15 protein-coding genes are annotated in these 16,474 nt (G+C 33.9%); 4 read left to right on the forward strand and 11 right to left on the reverse strand.

From position 1 onward, the window contains the following. A complete protein-coding gene (locus tag BLV84_RS03790; RefSeq protein ID WP_093240018.1) occupies positions 1-708 on the reverse strand; it encodes a DUF4294 domain-containing protein in 708 nt (235 codons plus the stop codon). 100 nt (positions 709-808) lie between these two features. Here BLV84_RS03790 and BLV84_RS03795 point away from each other — a divergent pair, with 100 nt between their 5' ends. Then, a complete protein-coding gene (locus tag BLV84_RS03795) occupies positions 809-1,879 on the forward strand; it encodes a M42 family metallopeptidase (RefSeq protein ID WP_200796252.1) in 1,071 nt (356 codons plus the stop codon). A gap of 69 nt (positions 1,880-1,948) precedes the next feature. Here BLV84_RS03795 and BLV84_RS03800 read toward each other — a convergent pair whose 3' ends face one another. Both BLV84_RS03800 and BLV84_RS03805 read right to left on the reverse strand, forming a co-directional pair. After that, positions 1,949-4,231, reverse strand: a complete 2,283-nt coding sequence (locus tag BLV84_RS03800; protein ID WP_093239732.1) for a TonB-dependent receptor — start codon at positions 4,229-4,231, stop codon at positions 1,949-1,951. 48 nt (positions 4,232-4,279) lie between these two features. Beyond that, positions 4,280-4,657 carry a hypothetical protein gene (locus BLV84_RS03805; RefSeq protein ID WP_093239735.1) on the reverse strand — a complete coding sequence of 126 codons (378 nt, stop codon included), beginning with the start codon at positions 4,655-4,657 and terminating at the stop codon, positions 4,280-4,282. Between the two features lie 105 nt (positions 4,658-4,762). Between BLV84_RS03805 and BLV84_RS03810 the strand changes: the two genes are divergently transcribed. From BLV84_RS03810 to BLV84_RS03820, 3 genes are all read left to right on the forward strand, one after another. Next, positions 4,763-5,359 (forward strand): Crp/Fnr family transcriptional regulator, encoded by a 597-nt coding sequence (locus BLV84_RS03810; protein ID WP_093239737.1) that lies wholly within the window; start codon positions 4,763-4,765, stop codon positions 5,357-5,359. Between the two features lie 75 nt (positions 5,360-5,434). Beyond that, on the forward strand, positions 5,435-5,719 hold the full coding sequence (locus BLV84_RS03815; RefSeq protein ID WP_093239739.1) for a hypothetical protein: 285 nt from the start codon (positions 5,435-5,437) through the stop codon (positions 5,717-5,719). Further along, on the forward strand, positions 5,716-6,111 hold the full coding sequence (locus BLV84_RS03820) for a group III truncated hemoglobin (RefSeq protein ID WP_317041002.1): 396 nt from the start codon (positions 5,716-5,718) through the stop codon (positions 6,109-6,111). The genes BLV84_RS03815 and BLV84_RS03820 overlap by 4 nt, the downstream gene beginning before the upstream one ends. Before the next feature lie 60 nt (positions 6,112-6,171). Here the strand turns inward: BLV84_RS03820 and ftsZ are convergent, their stop codons facing one another. The 8 genes from ftsZ to mraY are packed head-to-tail and all read right to left on the reverse strand — an operon-like array spanning position 6,172 to position 16,472. Then, on the reverse strand, positions 6,172-8,115 hold the full coding sequence (gene ftsZ / locus BLV84_RS03825) for a cell division protein FtsZ (RefSeq protein ID WP_093239742.1): 1,944 nt from the start codon (positions 8,113-8,115) through the stop codon (positions 6,172-6,174). Between the two features lie 24 nt (positions 8,116-8,139). After that, positions 8,140-9,528 (reverse strand): cell division protein FtsA, encoded by a 1,389-nt coding sequence (gene ftsA / locus BLV84_RS03830; RefSeq protein ID WP_093239745.1) that lies wholly within the window; start codon positions 9,526-9,528, stop codon positions 8,140-8,142. A gap of 8 nt (positions 9,529-9,536) precedes the next feature. Further along, positions 9,537-10,256, reverse strand: coding sequence for a cell division protein FtsQ/DivIB (locus tag BLV84_RS03835; protein ID WP_093239749.1), 720 nt, complete (start codon positions 10,254-10,256; stop codon positions 9,537-9,539). After that, complete coding sequence (gene murC / locus BLV84_RS03840) at positions 10,253-11,599, reverse strand: UDP-N-acetylmuramate--L-alanine ligase (RefSeq protein ID WP_093239753.1); 1,347 nt, start codon at positions 11,597-11,599, stop codon at positions 10,253-10,255. Before murC ends, BLV84_RS03835 begins: the two co-directional genes overlap by 4 nt. Continuing rightward, complete coding sequence (murG, locus tag BLV84_RS03845) at positions 11,599-12,696, reverse strand: undecaprenyldiphospho-muramoylpentapeptide beta-N-acetylglucosaminyltransferase (RefSeq protein ID WP_093239758.1); 1,098 nt, start codon at positions 12,694-12,696, stop codon at positions 11,599-11,601. Before murG ends, murC begins: the two co-directional genes overlap by 1 nt. Beyond that, positions 12,693-13,904: an FtsW/RodA/SpoVE family cell cycle protein gene (locus BLV84_RS03850; protein WP_093239763.1), complete on the reverse strand. Its 1,212-nt coding sequence runs from the start codon at positions 13,902-13,904 to the stop codon at positions 12,693-12,695. Before BLV84_RS03850 ends, murG begins: the two co-directional genes overlap by 4 nt. 10 nt (positions 13,905-13,914) lie before the next feature. Next, entirely contained in the window at positions 13,915-15,255 is a 1,341-nt protein-coding gene (gene murD / locus BLV84_RS03855) for a UDP-N-acetylmuramoyl-L-alanine--D-glutamate ligase (RefSeq protein ID WP_093239767.1), read from the reverse strand. Continuing rightward, positions 15,255-16,472 carry a phospho-N-acetylmuramoyl-pentapeptide-transferase gene (gene mraY, locus BLV84_RS03860; RefSeq protein WP_093239771.1) on the reverse strand — a complete coding sequence of 406 codons (1,218 nt, stop codon included), beginning with the start codon at positions 16,470-16,472 and terminating at the stop codon, positions 15,255-15,257. Before mraY ends, murD begins: the two co-directional genes overlap by 1 nt. Between the last annotated feature and the right edge of the window lie 2 nt (positions 16,473-16,474).

Genomic DNA, 16,474 nt, shown 5'->3' on the forward strand with positions numbered 1-16,474 from the left:
TTAATCTGAAATTTGAGGTGCGATGAGGCTTCCCCTTTGTTTATTAGCTTTCCAATGATCGAATAACTCAAAGAAGTCAATAGGTTCATCAGGTTTTTGAGATTCTAGAGAACCATTTTGAAAAGCTTGCATCAGTATGTTTTCGATGTAGAAATCTTCTTTGACTTCGAAAGGTTTATATGTTTCTTTAAGAGAAATGCTGAATAAACTAGCTGTTGTGTTGTACCAGAAGGCACGCCAGCCAGAACGAAGTTCTCGCACTGTTTCAAAAGTAGAAACACCAACTTGTCTATGCATTAATTTAACTAAGATCTGACCTTCAGTTTTAGTTAGATTTTTAAGTTCTTCACTAAATTCTTCTTCAATATAATTCTGAATCATCTTGGTATATTTACGTTTATTTCTCTTCGATTCAATACGTTTAAGCCGACTATTTAAACTATCCAATCTCTGAGATGCCAGCACAGCATATGGCCAAACGCGTTTTACTTTTCGCCTTAAAATCAAATACTCATGAACATCAGAGCGATGAGATAATTTCAATTTAGGATAGATAATGACTTCATCAAGTTCAATGCTGCTCACCGGAATACTATCCATTCCTAAGATATAAAATTGTTTTCCCTCTTCTGGCTCAAGAATTGTGTCTTGCGCAAGAGAAGAATAAAAATTAAATATTACACAAATTAAAAAAAAGGCATATTTCATAACAGGAAGAGCATCCAAAGTTGTACCAAAATTAAGTTTTTATAAAGGAAAAAGTCTTAATTTCTTTTCTAAATTCGCACTGGACTTTAAAAAATTAACAATGGATAAAAATGCTTTAGAATTTTTAGAAAAATATTTAAATAATGCAGCACCAACTGGCTATGAAGCTGAAGGTCAAAAAATGTGGATGGATTACCTGCGACCTTATGTAGATGAGTTTATCACTGATAATTACGGAACTGCTGTTGGCGTTATTAATCCAGATGCAAAATACAAAGTTGTGATAGAAGGTCATGCTGATGAAATATCTTGGTATGTTAACTATATCACAGATAATGGATTAATTTACGTGATTAGAAACGGAGGTAGTGATCACCAAATTGCTACATCTAGACGTGTCAATATTCATACAAAAAAGGGAATCGTTAAAGGTGTTTTTGGTTGGCCAGCAATTCATACAAGAGACAAATCTAATGAACAAGCACCAAAATTAGAAAATATCTGTATTGATGTTGGCTGCTCAACAAAAGAAGAGGTTGAAAAAATGGGCGTTCACGTTGGTTGTGTTATAACATATCCAGATGAATTTTTTATTCTTAACGAGAATAAATTTGTGTGTCGTGCACTTGACAACAGAATGGGTGGTTTCATGATTGCTGAAGTTGCGAAAATGCTAAAGGAAAATAATGTCAAACTTGATTTTGGCTTATACATTACAAATTCTGTTCAAGAAGAAGTTGGTTTGCGCGGTGCAGAAATGATTACACAACGCATTAAGCCTGATGTTGCTATTGTGACAGATGTTTGTCACGATACAACAACACCAATGATTGAAAAGAAAAAAGAAGGTCATACTCAAATTGGTGATGGTCCTGTCATAAGTTATGCGCCAGCTATTCAGAATAATTTACGTGAGTTAATCATAGAAGCAGCCGAAGATAAAAAGATACCTTTTCAACGTCTTGCGGCAAGTCGTGTTACAGGAACAGATACTGATGCTTTTGCTTATAGCAATGGCGGCGTTCCTTCAGCTTTGATTTCGCTACCTTTGAGATATATGCACACAACTGTAGAAATGGTACATCGCGATGATGTTGAAAATGTTATCAAATTAATTTATGAAAGTTTATTGAAGATCAAAGACAATCATAATTTCAGTTATTTCCAATAAAAGTTACTTTCTAAAAATATAAAAAAGCTGTTTTTAAATTTAAAAACAGCTTTTTTATAACCAATCAAACTAAAAACTATATTTTAAGAAAAATGTAAAGTTTCGACCTGGCTCAAAGATTGATCGACCATTATAACCATATTGGTTCTTGAAAGAAAAACTCAAGTGATCACGGTAAGCCTCATCAAAAACATTAAGCGCCGCAACGCCGAATTCATATTTTTTATAGCGTAATCCTGCTTTTAAATCAACGGTTTGCCAAGAAGGTGTTTCAGTCTCACCAAAAGATGGCGCTATGTCGGATTGTTTGCTGACGTAATTATAAAATACATCTGCCCAAAATATGCCTTTTGCATATGATAAGTTTAAACGATTATTCCAAGGTGGTGTCAAAGGTAAGGACTCTCCTAAATCTTTATTTTTAGTATAAACGTAAGCAGTTCGCATGCCTAAAGAATAATTCTCAAGAAAATCAATATTTAAACTTGCTTCAAAACCTGTTTTATAAGCATCGTTTAAGTTTTGAAAAACTTTAGGATGCTTTGGCTCCATTTGAGGCATAAATTTTCTGTCTAAATCTTCATCAACAATACCTACTATATAATTATCAAATATTGAATAATAGGTTGAGAAATTGTATTCCAAACGATTAAGAAAACCTGTTCCTAAAGATGCACTTCCGCTCAAACCAATTTCAAATTGATTATTAACTTCTGCATCTAAATTAGGATTTCCAATATATTCAAATGGATCTGAACCAACCGTAAAATGATTGATAAATCTTTCAGCCATTGTTGCTGATCGAACACCTCGACCGTAAGCCAATTCGAGATTTAAATTTTCATGAAGCTGTGTTTTATAAGATGCAGTCCAACTTAAATTATGCTCTTCTCTTTTATCAAGATCAGGATAATATGCTGCAAAATCGTCTTCAGGCATTTCAGTTTCTGCGACAACATAATCATATCGTGCGCCTATCGTAACAAGTGATAATTCACTTAACTTCCATTTTGCTTCATTAAAAAATCCATAATTATTGACATAGGAGTCTTGCCAGATTTGGTCAACAAAAACTTTTGGTTCAGGCAAAGGATTTCCCATCATATCTTTTTTAATAATACGCGTTCTATCACCTTCACGAGAAATTTGGTAAGCATCTAGTCCACTAAAAACTCTAATATTATCAGCCAACTGCCAATCTAACTCTATTTTTCCACCACTTGTAAAAGATTCTACTGGTGAAGCAGCTTCTGTACTGCCACGATTGGGTCTCCATAGATTTGACATTAAATGATCTACGTAGGAATAATATATCTTTGCTTTAAGACCGTTTATGTTATCAGAAATTTGACTCCATGAATAATCTAGAGTTGCGATTGAAGAATCATCAAACTCTGTATCCATAGGCAAACCAGCATGCAAAACATCTCTACCAAAAGATTGCTTCCAACTTGCTTGTAAACGTTGATTCTCAGTTAAATTATAGCCTAACTTTAAACCATAATCTATGCTTCTGAATTGACTTGGAATGGTAATCCCTTCACCATCTTCATAATTTCCAAAGTCACGATAACCCCAATTTCCGCTAATATCAAATTTATCTTTAACATAATTTAAACTCGCGGAGGTTGTCATGGCATCACCATTTGTTTCATAACCCGCAGAAACTGATCCTGATATACCGATTTTTTGATGCTGTGGTGATTTAGTCACCATATTCACAACGCCACCAAAGGTGGAACCATAACGCATACTAAAAGGCCCTTTAATGACTTCAATTTTTTGGATTTCTTCAGGAGAAACATGTGTTGTGATCGGGTCCATTCGACTAGGACAAGCATGGACTATTTTGGTGCCTCCATCATATTGAACGTTGAGCTGCTCATACTGTGAAGCTCTGAAAGTGGGATCTATAGCGTAGTTACCGCGTTTGATTAATGAGAAACCGTTTAAATCCTGAAATAAATCTCCAATATTTTTAGGCTGCACAACTCTTTCTGCCAAATTTGGTGTTGAAGTTGACAAGGCTGGATCTTGCATTCGGTTTCCAGTAATTAAAACTTCATTTAAGATGTTTATTTCTGGTTTAAGTAAAATGATGCTTGGTGTTTGATCTGTGATTTCAATCAAGAGATTCTGATATCCCATATGAGATATCACATAAGTCTGCCCGACTTTTAATTTAATTTTCGCTGAATCGTTGGCAGGAATGATGCGCTGATTTTGTTGATTTTCAGCTGCAGCTAAAGTCAAATTCTCATTTGTCTTAGCATCTTTTATCTGGTAAAAATTGTTTTGTGCAATAAGTGTTAAATTGAAACACATAAATATTGCAATAAAGAAATATTTCATTGTTAGTGATGAATTAATTAAACGTAAAATTTTAAATTGTTAAAACGTTTAACTCACTAATGGTGGCTTTAGGAAAGCTTGAGAAAATAAATAATTATAAAAATTATTATAGATGTAGTTTGGTGAATGATTAATATTTATAACATCATTTTTAGGATTTTCAAAAGAAGTGATTGAAAAAACTAAATCTTTCTCAGCATGAATTTCAAATCTTTTTTCTTCAGAAGAATCATCCTGATCGAGAACTTTTGATAAATAGCATTTACCATCACATTGAAGTTCCTCGTTATCTTGATTTACACAAAAATTCTCTATAAAGGTATCCGTAAAAACAGCATAATAACTCATAAAAAAAGCTGATTTGATTGTGAATGATAAAACGATCACGATCAGAAAATAAGCAATATGAGGTTTTCTAATTTGCATAAAACAAAAATACGCTCATCTTAAACTTATAAAAATGATATTTGTCAATTTATTGATTAATCGGATAATTAAGTCTTATTTTTGAAGTAAAATCCTACTTGATAAATGGTTCCTGAAAACATTTTGAATGCTTACCAAGCATCTGTTGAAAAATATAAAAAAGATGAAGTTATTTTTGAAGAAAATGATAATGCACATCATTACTTCCAAATCCATCAAGGTCAAGTCAAAATGAATAACTATAATGAAAATGGGAAAGAATTTATTCAAGGCATTTTTTACGCTGGAGATAGTTTTGGAGAGCCACCATTATTCGCCGATATCAAATATCCCGCGGCAGCTGTAGCGCTTGAGGATTCCTTGATTTATAAACTTTCAAAACCTAAATTGATCAACTTGCTTGAAGAGCAACCAAAAGTACACTTTCATATCACCGAGCGTTTATCAAAACGATTGTTTTATAAATCTTTGATGGCTTCAGAAATCTCTTCAGAAGAACCTGAACACCGCATTGTAAGTCTTCTACATTTTTTAAAAAAACATGTCCACCATCTTAAAGATCATGAAGAATTTGAGGTTGATTTAAAACGTCAACAAATTGCTGACTTAACAGGGTTAAGAGTTGAAACAGTCATTAGAGCCTGTAAAAATTTAGAAAAGAAAAATAAAATTAGAATTATCAAACGCAAAATATTCTTCTGATAAAGCCTAAAATTCAACTTGACTGAAATCATAAACTAAAAGATTTATTATATTTAAGTTTGTAACAAAAAGATTATGAGCGCATTACAAAACTTAAATCAGAAGTTTCAGGAAGAATATATGGCAAACGCAGTTCTAGGAATCATCTTATCAAGTTGTTTGGGATCTATTGCCGCCATGATGATTTTGATTGATGGAAATACAATTTTCAATCTCATACATCTCACATGGATTGTGAGTGTCTGCATGATTTACAATATGGCTTTTATAGTTCATCTTAAGGAAAACTTAGTCCTGAACATACTTTACCTCAGTGTTGCATCAAGTTTATTAACAATCTTATATCACATTATATTTTGATTAAAAAAGATATTTCAAACAGAGCTGATGTCGAGTTATTGGTCAATACTTTTTATGATCGCATTCGTCAAAATGAAAAAATAGGGTTTTATTTCAATGAAACGATTTCAGATTGGGATAGTCATCTAGAAAAACTGACAGATTTTTGGGACACTCAACTTTTGAATGCGAGAAACTTTAAAGGTAATCCAAGAACTGCACATATCAAAGTCGATAATCGTTTCAATCATGAGATAACGACGAAAGAATTTGGCGAATGGCTCAACTTATGGTTTAAAACCGTGAATGAACTTTTTAAGGGTGAAGTTGCTCAAACAGCTAAAGACAGAGCTAGAAAAATGTCAACACATCTTTTTATGAACATGTATAGGTATAGAAAAGTTGACGCTTAAACAAAAAAATCGCTTTGAAAATAATCTCAAAGCGATTTTTATATTTTAATTCAAAATCTACTAATCTACATTATCATGTAAAAATGAATTATTAGATTTTAAAGTGATTCCGTCTTCATCATTTTGAATTGAAGTTCTTGAAATATTTTGTTGATGACGATCATGTTTTTCAATATCAACGCCTGCACGTTTGTATGCTGGTTGTTTCTCGATTTCTTCAATATTATTTCTATTTCTGAACTTATAATTAAACTGCTTCATCTTAGCACGACGTTCTTCTGCACGTGCAGCAAGATCAGCTATTGATGAATTAAAAGGATCAACTTCTTTTGGAGCAGATGCTTCTTGAGTTTCATTTTTTGGTAAACTAGGCTCTTCTCTTTTCGTAAATAAATCAGCTTTTAACGCAGGATTCTCATCAAGTTCTTGCTGCTTTTTTGACGCCTCAGGTTCTTGCGTTTGCTTTGGTTCAAAATCAACATCACTATTATAATCTTCAAAATCCTCTAAATTATAACGCTTTACTGATTCTGATTTCGCTTGTTCACTTTGACGATTTTGAGCATGGCCTTGTTGTGAATGAAAATGTTGATTTTCATCAGAATGAGATGTATAAACCTCTTCATGCTTAACTTCCTCTTCTTTTTTAGGTGAAGAAAAATCAAAGTCTAAAAATGTATCAGTTTCTTTTTTTTCTTCAACTTCAGGTTCTTGAGGTGTTTTATCATGAATTTCAAAATCAAAATCTTGCTCAATTTCTCTTGATTCAGATTTCAAAGATTGTTCATCATTGGATTCAGGCTTTTCTGGCTGAGTCGGTTTAGGTTGAGTGGGTTCAGGTCTATTTTGCTGAGGCTGATTTGTGTTTTGTTCAGGTTCAGGCTTTGATTTACTGGGTTTTGGAATCGGTTGATCAAAAGTCGAACTTGATTTTGATGCAGATAAATTTTGTTCTGCTTTTTGTTCATCTTCTAATGTATGAATAATCTTTTTTGTTTCAGTATTAACAATTTCATCCTGAGTTTCAGTATTAAATCCTGTTGCAATAACTGTTACTGTAATTGATTCTTCAAGCGCCTCGTCTTCGCCGATACCCATAATGATATTAGCGCTATGTCCTGCTTGCTTCTGAATATGATCATTGATTTCTCCAATCTCATCAAGTGTAATTTCATCACGACCAGAAACAATAAGTAACAGCACATTTTGAGCTCCAGTAATTTTATTGTCGTTTAATAAAGGTGACTCTAATGCCTTTTCAATAGCCACATTTGCTCGGTTTGTACCAGATGCAGATGATGAACCCATAATTGCAGTTCCGCTGTCACTTAACACTGTTTTTGCATCACGCAAGTCAATGTTTTGTGTATAGTGATGCGTAATCACTTCAGCAATACCACGAGAAGCAGTTGCTAAAACTTCATCAGCTTTAGAGAAACCTGATTTGAATCCGAGGTTTCCATAAACTTCTCTCAATTTATTATTATTGATAACGATTAAGGAATCAACATTGTTTCTTAACTCCTCAACACCGATTTGTGCTTGTTCATTTCGAGTACGACCCTCGAATTGAAAAGGAATCGTCACAATACCAACCGTTAGAATATCTAATTCTCTTGCTGTTTTAGCAATAACTGGTGCAGCACCTGTTCCTGTACCACCACCCATTCCGGCAGTTATAAAAAGCATTTTAGTATTTGTTCCTAAAAGATCTTTGATGTCTTCTACAGATTCCTCTGCTGCTTGTCTTCCAATATCAGGATTAGCGCCAGCGCCAAGTCCTTCAGTTAAGTTCACACCTAATTGAATTTTATTTGGAACGGGGCTACTTTCTAAAGCTTGTGAATCTGTATTACAGATTACAAAGTCAACACCATTAATCCCTTGCCTAAACATGTGATTAATAGCATTGGATCCGCCACCTCCTACACCTATAACTTTAATGACGTTCGATTGGTTTTTTGGTAAATCAAAAGCGATATTATTATCTAATTCCATGCTCATTTTTTTTGTCGTAATTTTCTTTACTTATTCTGCTTTATCTAAAAAATCCTTCACTTTGTCAAAAAACTTATCAAAAAAACTGCGTTTTGGTTCTGCAGGTTTCTTGGATTCGTAGTCTTCATGAAGAAACGAATCTTTGTCCCGGTGTATTTTTTTTTCAGTTTCTGATTGGTCAGTGATATTCTCTTCTATGTTTTCAGAGTTTTCCAACTCTTCTTGTTGCGCCTCCTGCGCTTCTCTTTTTTCTTCTACTTGACGTTTTAAACTATCCATCACAAGGCCTACAGCAGTTGCATACATTGGGCTTGCAATTTCATCATCTGTGTCACCTGCCAAATGCTCGTTAGGAAAACCAACACGCGTGTCCATGCCAGTCACATACTCAACTAACTGCTTTAAATGCTTGAGTTGTGCACCTCCTCCAGTAATCACAATCCCAGCAATTAATTTTTTCTTTTGCTCCTCGTGTCCGTAATTCTTAATTTCTAAAAAAACTTGCTCAATGATTTCTACCGCACGGTAATGAATAATTTTTGAAAGGTTCTTTAAAGAAATCTCTTTTGGTTCACGACCTCTTAACCCAGGAATTGAAACGATTTCGTTTTCCTTATTTTCTCCTGGCCAAGCTGATCCAAATTTTATTTTTAGAAGTTCTGCTTGTTTTTCAATGATGGAGCAACCTTCTTTAATATCTTCAGTAATAACGTTTCCTCCAAATGGAATAACAGCCGTATGACGAATAATACCGTCTTTAAAAATCGCTAAATCTGTTGTTCCACCACCGATATCTATGATGGCAACACCAGCTTCTTTTTCTTCTTGACTCAAAACTGCATCAGCCGAAGCTAATGGTTCCAAAGTCATTCCGTTGAGGTTGAGTCCAGAATTCTGAACGCAACGTGCAATATTTCTAATCGATGAAATTTGACCTACAACAACATGAAAGTTGGCTTCTAAACGACCGCCTGACATACCGCGAGGTTCAACAATTTCTGATTGGCCATCAACTTTATATTCTTGAGGTAAAACATGTATTATTTCTTCACCAGGAAGCATCACTAACTTATGAACTTGATCGCATAAGTTTTCGATATCTTCATCATTGATAACTTCCTCAGGATTTTGTCTTGTGATATAATCACTGTGCTGCAAACTACGGATATGCTGACCTGCAATACCAACAGTCACCTCTTCTACTTCAGTTTTTGAATTTGATTCAGCTTGTTGCAATGCTTGCTGAATTGATTGAATGGTTTGCGTAATGTTATTGACAACACCTCTATGAACACCTAAACTTTTCGTACGCCCGATGCCGAGAATTTCAACTTTTCCGTATTGATTTTCACGACCAATCATGGCAACAATTTTAGTTGTACCGACGTCTAGACCTACTACAATATTATCATTTTCCATGTTACAAACTATTGCTTTAAAGTACAAACGACTTGATTACCAAATTGCAAATTAATCGTTTTGTAGTCTTTTAATTTTTTATCCTTTTTTGCTTTTAAATAAAAAGCTTTATAGTTAGAAATTTTCAGCTCTATATGTTCTGTTGTTCCAAAATCTATGGTATAGTCTTGATTTCTAACACTTAACTCAATTTGTGGTTTTCCCGCTTTTTTACGGAGTGCAATGATATGTTTTTTTAAAAATTCATCCTTATAAAATGTCCTTAAAAGTGGATAAATTATAGAGATTTCTTCTTCTGAAAAACCAGATACCAAAGGCACACGTGCCGAATATAATTTTGACAACGGCATAATATCGCCATTTTTGTCTAAATACTGGTAGCTTTCATCATAAAAACGTGCTATTGGTTCACGCTGTAAAACGCGTACACCCAACTCACCTTTAATGTCTGAATAAATGTCAGCAGAAGCAATCATTTTATTTTCATTTAACATTTGTTCTAGTCCATTCAAATCTAACATATATTTAGAAAAATTTAAACTGTCTGCCATATTTTCTTTCAACAAATTCTCTATTGTTTTTTCATCGATAAAAAGCGCTTGCACATCATCAAAGTAAACTTTGATACCACTTATTTCGCGTTTGTTATGATTCTTTTTTGCAAAGCCATATAAAGCCCCTGCAAAGACAAAGACAACTATTATTCTTATGATAGACCAATTCATCATAGTGCTATGGTTTTTAGTAGTTTCTGAACCTCTACACCAATATCTCCTGCGCCTAGCATGAGTACAATTCTATTTTTATTTTTAAATACTTTATCCTTTATTTCTTCTTTTTCAATTATATATTTTTCTCTTTTAATTTTATGGTATAAAAACTCTGCATTAATCCCTTCAATCGGTTCTTCACGCGCTGGATAAATTTCTAATAAATTGACTTCATCAAAACCATTTAAAACCTTTATAAACTCATCTGCAAAATCTCTTGTTCGCGTGTAAAGATGTGGTTGAAAAATAACGGATTTTTTTTCATCAGGATACAAATCATTAACCGCATCGAGAACAGCTTCAATCTCTTTTGGGTGATGTGCGTAATCATCGATTAAAACGAGTTCATCAGTGTCAATGACTTTATTAAATCGACGCTGTATGCCTTCAAAATCAGACAATGCATCAGCATAAACCTGTGCATGTTCTGGCGCATAAGAAGTTGCTAAACTCAATGCCATAGCCGAGTTTATTACATTATGTTTTCCAGGTAAATTCGACTGAATATTTCTCAATTGAATGTCTTCTGAAATATAATCGAAGTAAAAATGTCCATTTTTAATACAAATATTTTCTATATATATCTCAGTATTAATTGAATTGAGAGATATTTTCTTTCCCTCTAAATCGATTTCTTCACTGATAAATATTTGATCTTTTGAAGAAATTTTTTGTAAGAAATCAATAAAGGTTTTTTCAAAAGCTTCTTTTGTTTCATAAATATCAAGATGATCAGGATCCATTGCGATCACACACGCATGCGTAGGAGATAGTGACATAAAAGATCGATCAAATTCATCAGCTTCAACAACAAACACATCGCTGCCCGTTGAGATATAATTAGAATTAAAATTATTAAGAATTCCACCTAAAAAACCTGTGACTTTCAAACCTGCTTTGTAAAGCATAAATGCAAGCATAGCTGAAGTTGTGGTTTTTCCGTGTGTTCCTGCAACAGCTAATGTTGGAGTGCCTGTAGTAATTTCTCCTAAAACCTTAGCTCGTTTAAGACACTTAAAATTTTGCTCATTAAAATATATCAGTAAGGGATTATTGGCTTGTATAGCAGCTGTATAAACAACAAGTGTTTCTTCTTTGGAAAATTCTTGAAGTGCTTTTAAATTGAATTCACTTATGAACTGAACGCCTTCTTTTTCAAGATTTTGAATTAAATCAGTTTTTGTCCTATCGTAACCTGAAACGGCAAAACCGTTTTGATTAAAATAACGTGCAAGCGAACTCATCCCGATACCACCAATACCGATAAAGAAAATATTTTTTATGTTTTTAAAAGCACGCATTAAGATCTTGGTTTTTCTATTCGTTCTATTTCATCCACAATTTCCTTCGTTGCATTTGGCTTAGCTAATTTTTTAAAATTATGGCTTAAGTTTTCTTGTAACTCAATGTCTGAGGTAAGCTTATGCATGATATCGTCAAATTCCTTATCAAGATTATGTTCTTCTAACATTAAAGCAGCATCTTTATCAACAATAGCTTCAGCATTTTTGACTTGATGATTCTCGGCTACATTTGGCGAAGGAATGAATAAAACAGGCTTGCCAACAATTGCTAATTCACTTACAGAACCCGCGCCTGCTCTTGAAATAATGACATCACTAGCTGCATAAGTCAGATTCATGTCTTCGATATACTTTAAGACCTTGACGCTATCGTTTTCTAAATCTTTGTAACGTTCGTAATACAACTGACCTGTTTGCCAAATCACTTGGATATGATGCGATTGAAACCAGTTCAATTTCTCTGCAATTAATTCATTTATTCTTTGTGAGCCAAGGCTTCCGCCCACAACAAAAACAGCTTGCTGACCAGTAGATAAACCTAGTTTTTGTTTTGCTTCTTCAGAAGATAATTTCTGATTCAATAAATTTAAACGGATCGGATTTCCAGTTAATTTAATTTTTGCTTCAGGAAAATAAGCGTCCATATTCTCATAAGCAACACATATTGATTTTGCACCAGGTGCTAACCATTTATTTGTGATGCCTGCATATGAATTTTGTTCCTGTATAAGTGTCGGAATGCTTAACCAACTCGCTGCTTTCAATGCAGCTGCAGATGCAAAACCACCTGTACCAATTGCCATTGATGGCTGAAATTTGATCATGATCGCGACGGATTGCAACAAACTAAAAATGAGTTTAAAAGGAAAAAGAAAATTCTTCAAATCAAATTTTCTTTGAATCCCACTAATCCAAAGTCCTTTAATATTATAACCTAATTGAGGAATTTTTTCCATTTCCATTTTTCCCTTTGCCCCTATAAAAAGAAATTCAGCTTCAGGGAAACGTTTTTTAAGTTCTTCCGCGATTGCAACGGCTGGATAAATATGTCCGCCTGTGCCTCCGCCTGATATGATGTATCTATGTTTTTTCATACAGTTTCACTTAAAACATCTAAAGGATTTTCTTCAGATTCATTTGCTTCGGTTTCGTCATTCGTTTTTTCAGATCTGTTTGATTTTTTACTAACACTCAACATCACGCCTAAAGCAACACATGTCATCCATATAGATGAACCTCCACTACTAATGAGTGGTAGAGTTTGCCCTGTAACCGGAATCAATTCTACAGCAACACTCATGTTAATCAATGCTTGAAAAATGATTGGTAAGCCAACAGCAATCGCTAAAAGCTTGGCATAAAAACTTGATGATTTCACAACAACAATTGTAAACCTGAAAAACAAGAATAAATAAGCTAACAAAACTGAAATACCACCAATAAGTCCAAATTCTTCAACAATAATGGCGTAAATAAAATCTGATGATGATTGTGGCAGGAAGTGTCGTTGAACACTTTTACCAGCACCTTGCCCAAAGATTCCACCAGTTGCAATGGCAATTTTTGCTTTTTCAACTTGATATTGCTCTTCTCCAGAAGCTTCAGAAAAATTCTCAATTCGGCTTATCCACGTATCGACTCTATTTGGAAAAAGATCTGGAAAAGCTTTAGCTGTCAGTCCAAAAATCAAGAGGAAAGCAACACTAATACCTATCACATAACCTATAAATTTCATAGGATACTGACCTATAAAAGCCAAAATAATCACCATCATAAATATCAAAGCTGCTGTTGATAAATTGGCAGGTAAAATAAGACCTGTCACAAAAAATACAGGTATCCATAAAAAGAATACACTTTGCTTAAAACTGATTTCTTTATCTTTATATTTAGCGAGATACCGCGCTACATACATCAATAAAACAACTGACGCTAAACTTGAAGTTTGAAACGAAAGGTTGACATAAGGCACAAAAATCCATCGACTTGCATTCGCGCCGCCAATTGTTGTTCCTTGCGTTAATGTTATCACTAATAATAAGATGACAAAAGGAATCATGATCATCGAGATCCCTTTGAAATAATGGTAAGGGACACGGTGAAAGAAATAAATTAGTGCAAAGCCTAAACTGAGATGTACCAAATGCTTTAAAACATAAGAAAATGTGTTTCCATCGCCTCCGTTGATATATGCAAGATTACTACTTGCACTAAAAACAGGAACGATAGAAAATAAAGCCAGGATGGCAACAACTGCCCAAATAGCTCGATCTCCTTCAATATTTTTCAAAAACTTTAGCACCTCTTATATGTTATAAATTATTCACTACTTTCTTAAATTGATTTCCACGATCTTCATAATTTTCAAACAAATCAAAACTAGCACAAGCTGGTGAAAGCAACACTGCATCACCTGTTACAGCAAAATGTTGAGCTGCCAAAACCGCTTCTTCCATTGAATCTGTTTCAATCACATCATCAACGCTTTTTCCAAAAGCTTCAATAATTTTTGAATTATCTAAACCAAGACACACGATTGCTTTGACTTTATGATTCACTAAATTCAGTAAGTCTTTGTAAGCATTACCTTTATCAACACCACCAACTATCCAAACTGTTGGTTTTGTCATACTATCTAAAGCATAAAAAGTTGCGTTGATATTCGTTGCTTTTGAATCATTGATGTATGACACATTTTCAAATTTGCGGACATCTTCCAAACGGTGTTCAACACCTTTAAAGCTTTCCATACTTTCACGAATTGTTTGTTTTCTAATTTTCAACAAACGTGCTGCAGCTGATGCAGCCATTGCGTTTTGTGCGTTATGCGCACCTTTAACGTTTAAATTATCTACTGACATACTAAATGACTTATCTAAGGGTAAATTGATTTGTATTTTATTATTTTCTATAAATGCTGACAGATCTTGCTGAAGATGTGTTCGGCTAAACGGAATCATTTGCACCGGGACATTGATTTGATTCAAGTATTCTGTAATCGATTTTTCATCTTTATTATAAATGAAAAAATCTTCAGAGGTTTGATTTTTTAAAATTCTAAATTTCGAGGCTCTGTAAAGTTCAAAACTGTCTTCATATCGATCTAAGTGATCAGGCGTTATTGAAGTTAAAATTGATATATGCGGCTTAAAAGTCACACAACCATCGAGTTGAAAACTGCTGATTTCAAGAACATAATTATCAGCTTTTTGGGTAGCTAAATGCATTGCAAAACTATCGCCGACATTGCCTGCCATGGCAACAGATAATCCAGCAGATTTCAAAATATGATAAACCATTTTTGTGACTGTGGTCTTTCCGTTTGAACCTGTAATGGCAATGATTTTAGCATCACAATATCTGAAGCCAAATTCTATTTCTGAGATCACTTCTATGCCTGCTTTGATAGAATCTTTAATCAAAGCAACAGAATCAGGGATTCCAGGACTTTTGACAATTAAATCAGCTTCTGAAATTCGCTCTTTATTATGTTGTCCTTCTTCAAAAGAGATATCATATTCTTGAAGTAAGTTTTTATACTTATTCTTTAATTGATTTCGATCAGATAAAAACACATCGTACCCCTTCACCTGCCCCAATATTGCAGCACCAACTCCACTTTCTCCTCCACCAAGTACAACGAGCTTTTTCATTATCTAATTTTTAGTGTTACAATTGTAATCACAGCTAATAAGATTCCGATAATCCAAAAGCGCACAACAATTTTACTTTCATGAAATCCAAGTTTTTGGTAATGGTGATGCAAAGGCGACATTAAGAAAACACGTCGGCCTTCACCAAATCTTTTTCGTGTATATTTAAACCAACCTACCTGAAGAACAACAGATAAATTTTCTATAAAAAATATACCACATAATATCGGAATTAAAAGTTCTTTACGTGTTGCAATTGCAATCACAGCAATGATTCCACCAATGGTTAAACTCCCCGTATCGCCCATAAAAATTTGAGCTGGATACGTATTATACCACAAGAAACCAATTAAAGCACCAACAAAAGCAGCGATATAAATCGTCATTTCGCCAGATCGCGGAATGTACATGACATCGAGATAATCTGAAAAAATAAGGTTACCCGAAACCCATGCAAAAATACCTAAGGTAAGAACTATGATTGCCGAGCTTCCTGCTGCTAAGCCATCAACACCATCTGTGAGATTAGCTCCATTGGAAACAGCCGTGACAATAAAGATGACAATTGGTATGAAAATAATCCAAGCATAAGCGCCTAAATCTTCTGAAATCCAAGTCAATGCTTTTGAATAATCAAGTTCATTATTTTTAACAAAAGGAATTGTTGTCGTTGTTGACTTCACTTCATTGGCTTGTTCAATTTTAGTTTCTTCAACTGTATTTTTGATCACTTTGGCTTCACGCACGGTGACATCGTCATGAAAATACATAGTTGCACCAACGATTAAGCCTAAACCAATTTGCCCTATAACTTTAAATTTCCCTTTTAAACCTTCTTTATTCTTTTTAAAAGTTTTGATGTAATCATCTAAAAAACCGATTGCTCCCATCCATAAAGTTGTGATGATGAGCAAAATGATGTAAATATTATCAAGCTGATTGAATAATAAAACGGGAATTAAAGTCGCAATAATAATTATCAAGCCTCCCATTGTTGGTGTTCCTGCTTTTTCAACTTGACCTTGTAACCCAAGTTCACGAACACTTTCGCCAATTTGTTTTCTTTGTAAAAACAAAATAATACGTTTACCAAAAATCGTTGAAATCAAGAGTGCAAAAATCAATGCAAATGCAGCCCTAAATGAAATATATTGAAACAATCTTGCGCCTGGCAAGTTGTAATTCTCTTCTATAAAATCAAATAAATAATAGAGCATGA

The sequence above is a fragment of the Psychroflexus halocasei genome, assembly GCF_900107595.1.
In the GTDB taxonomy this organism is placed as follows: Bacteria; Bacteroidota; Bacteroidia; order Flavobacteriales; family Flavobacteriaceae; genus Psychroflexus; species Psychroflexus halocasei.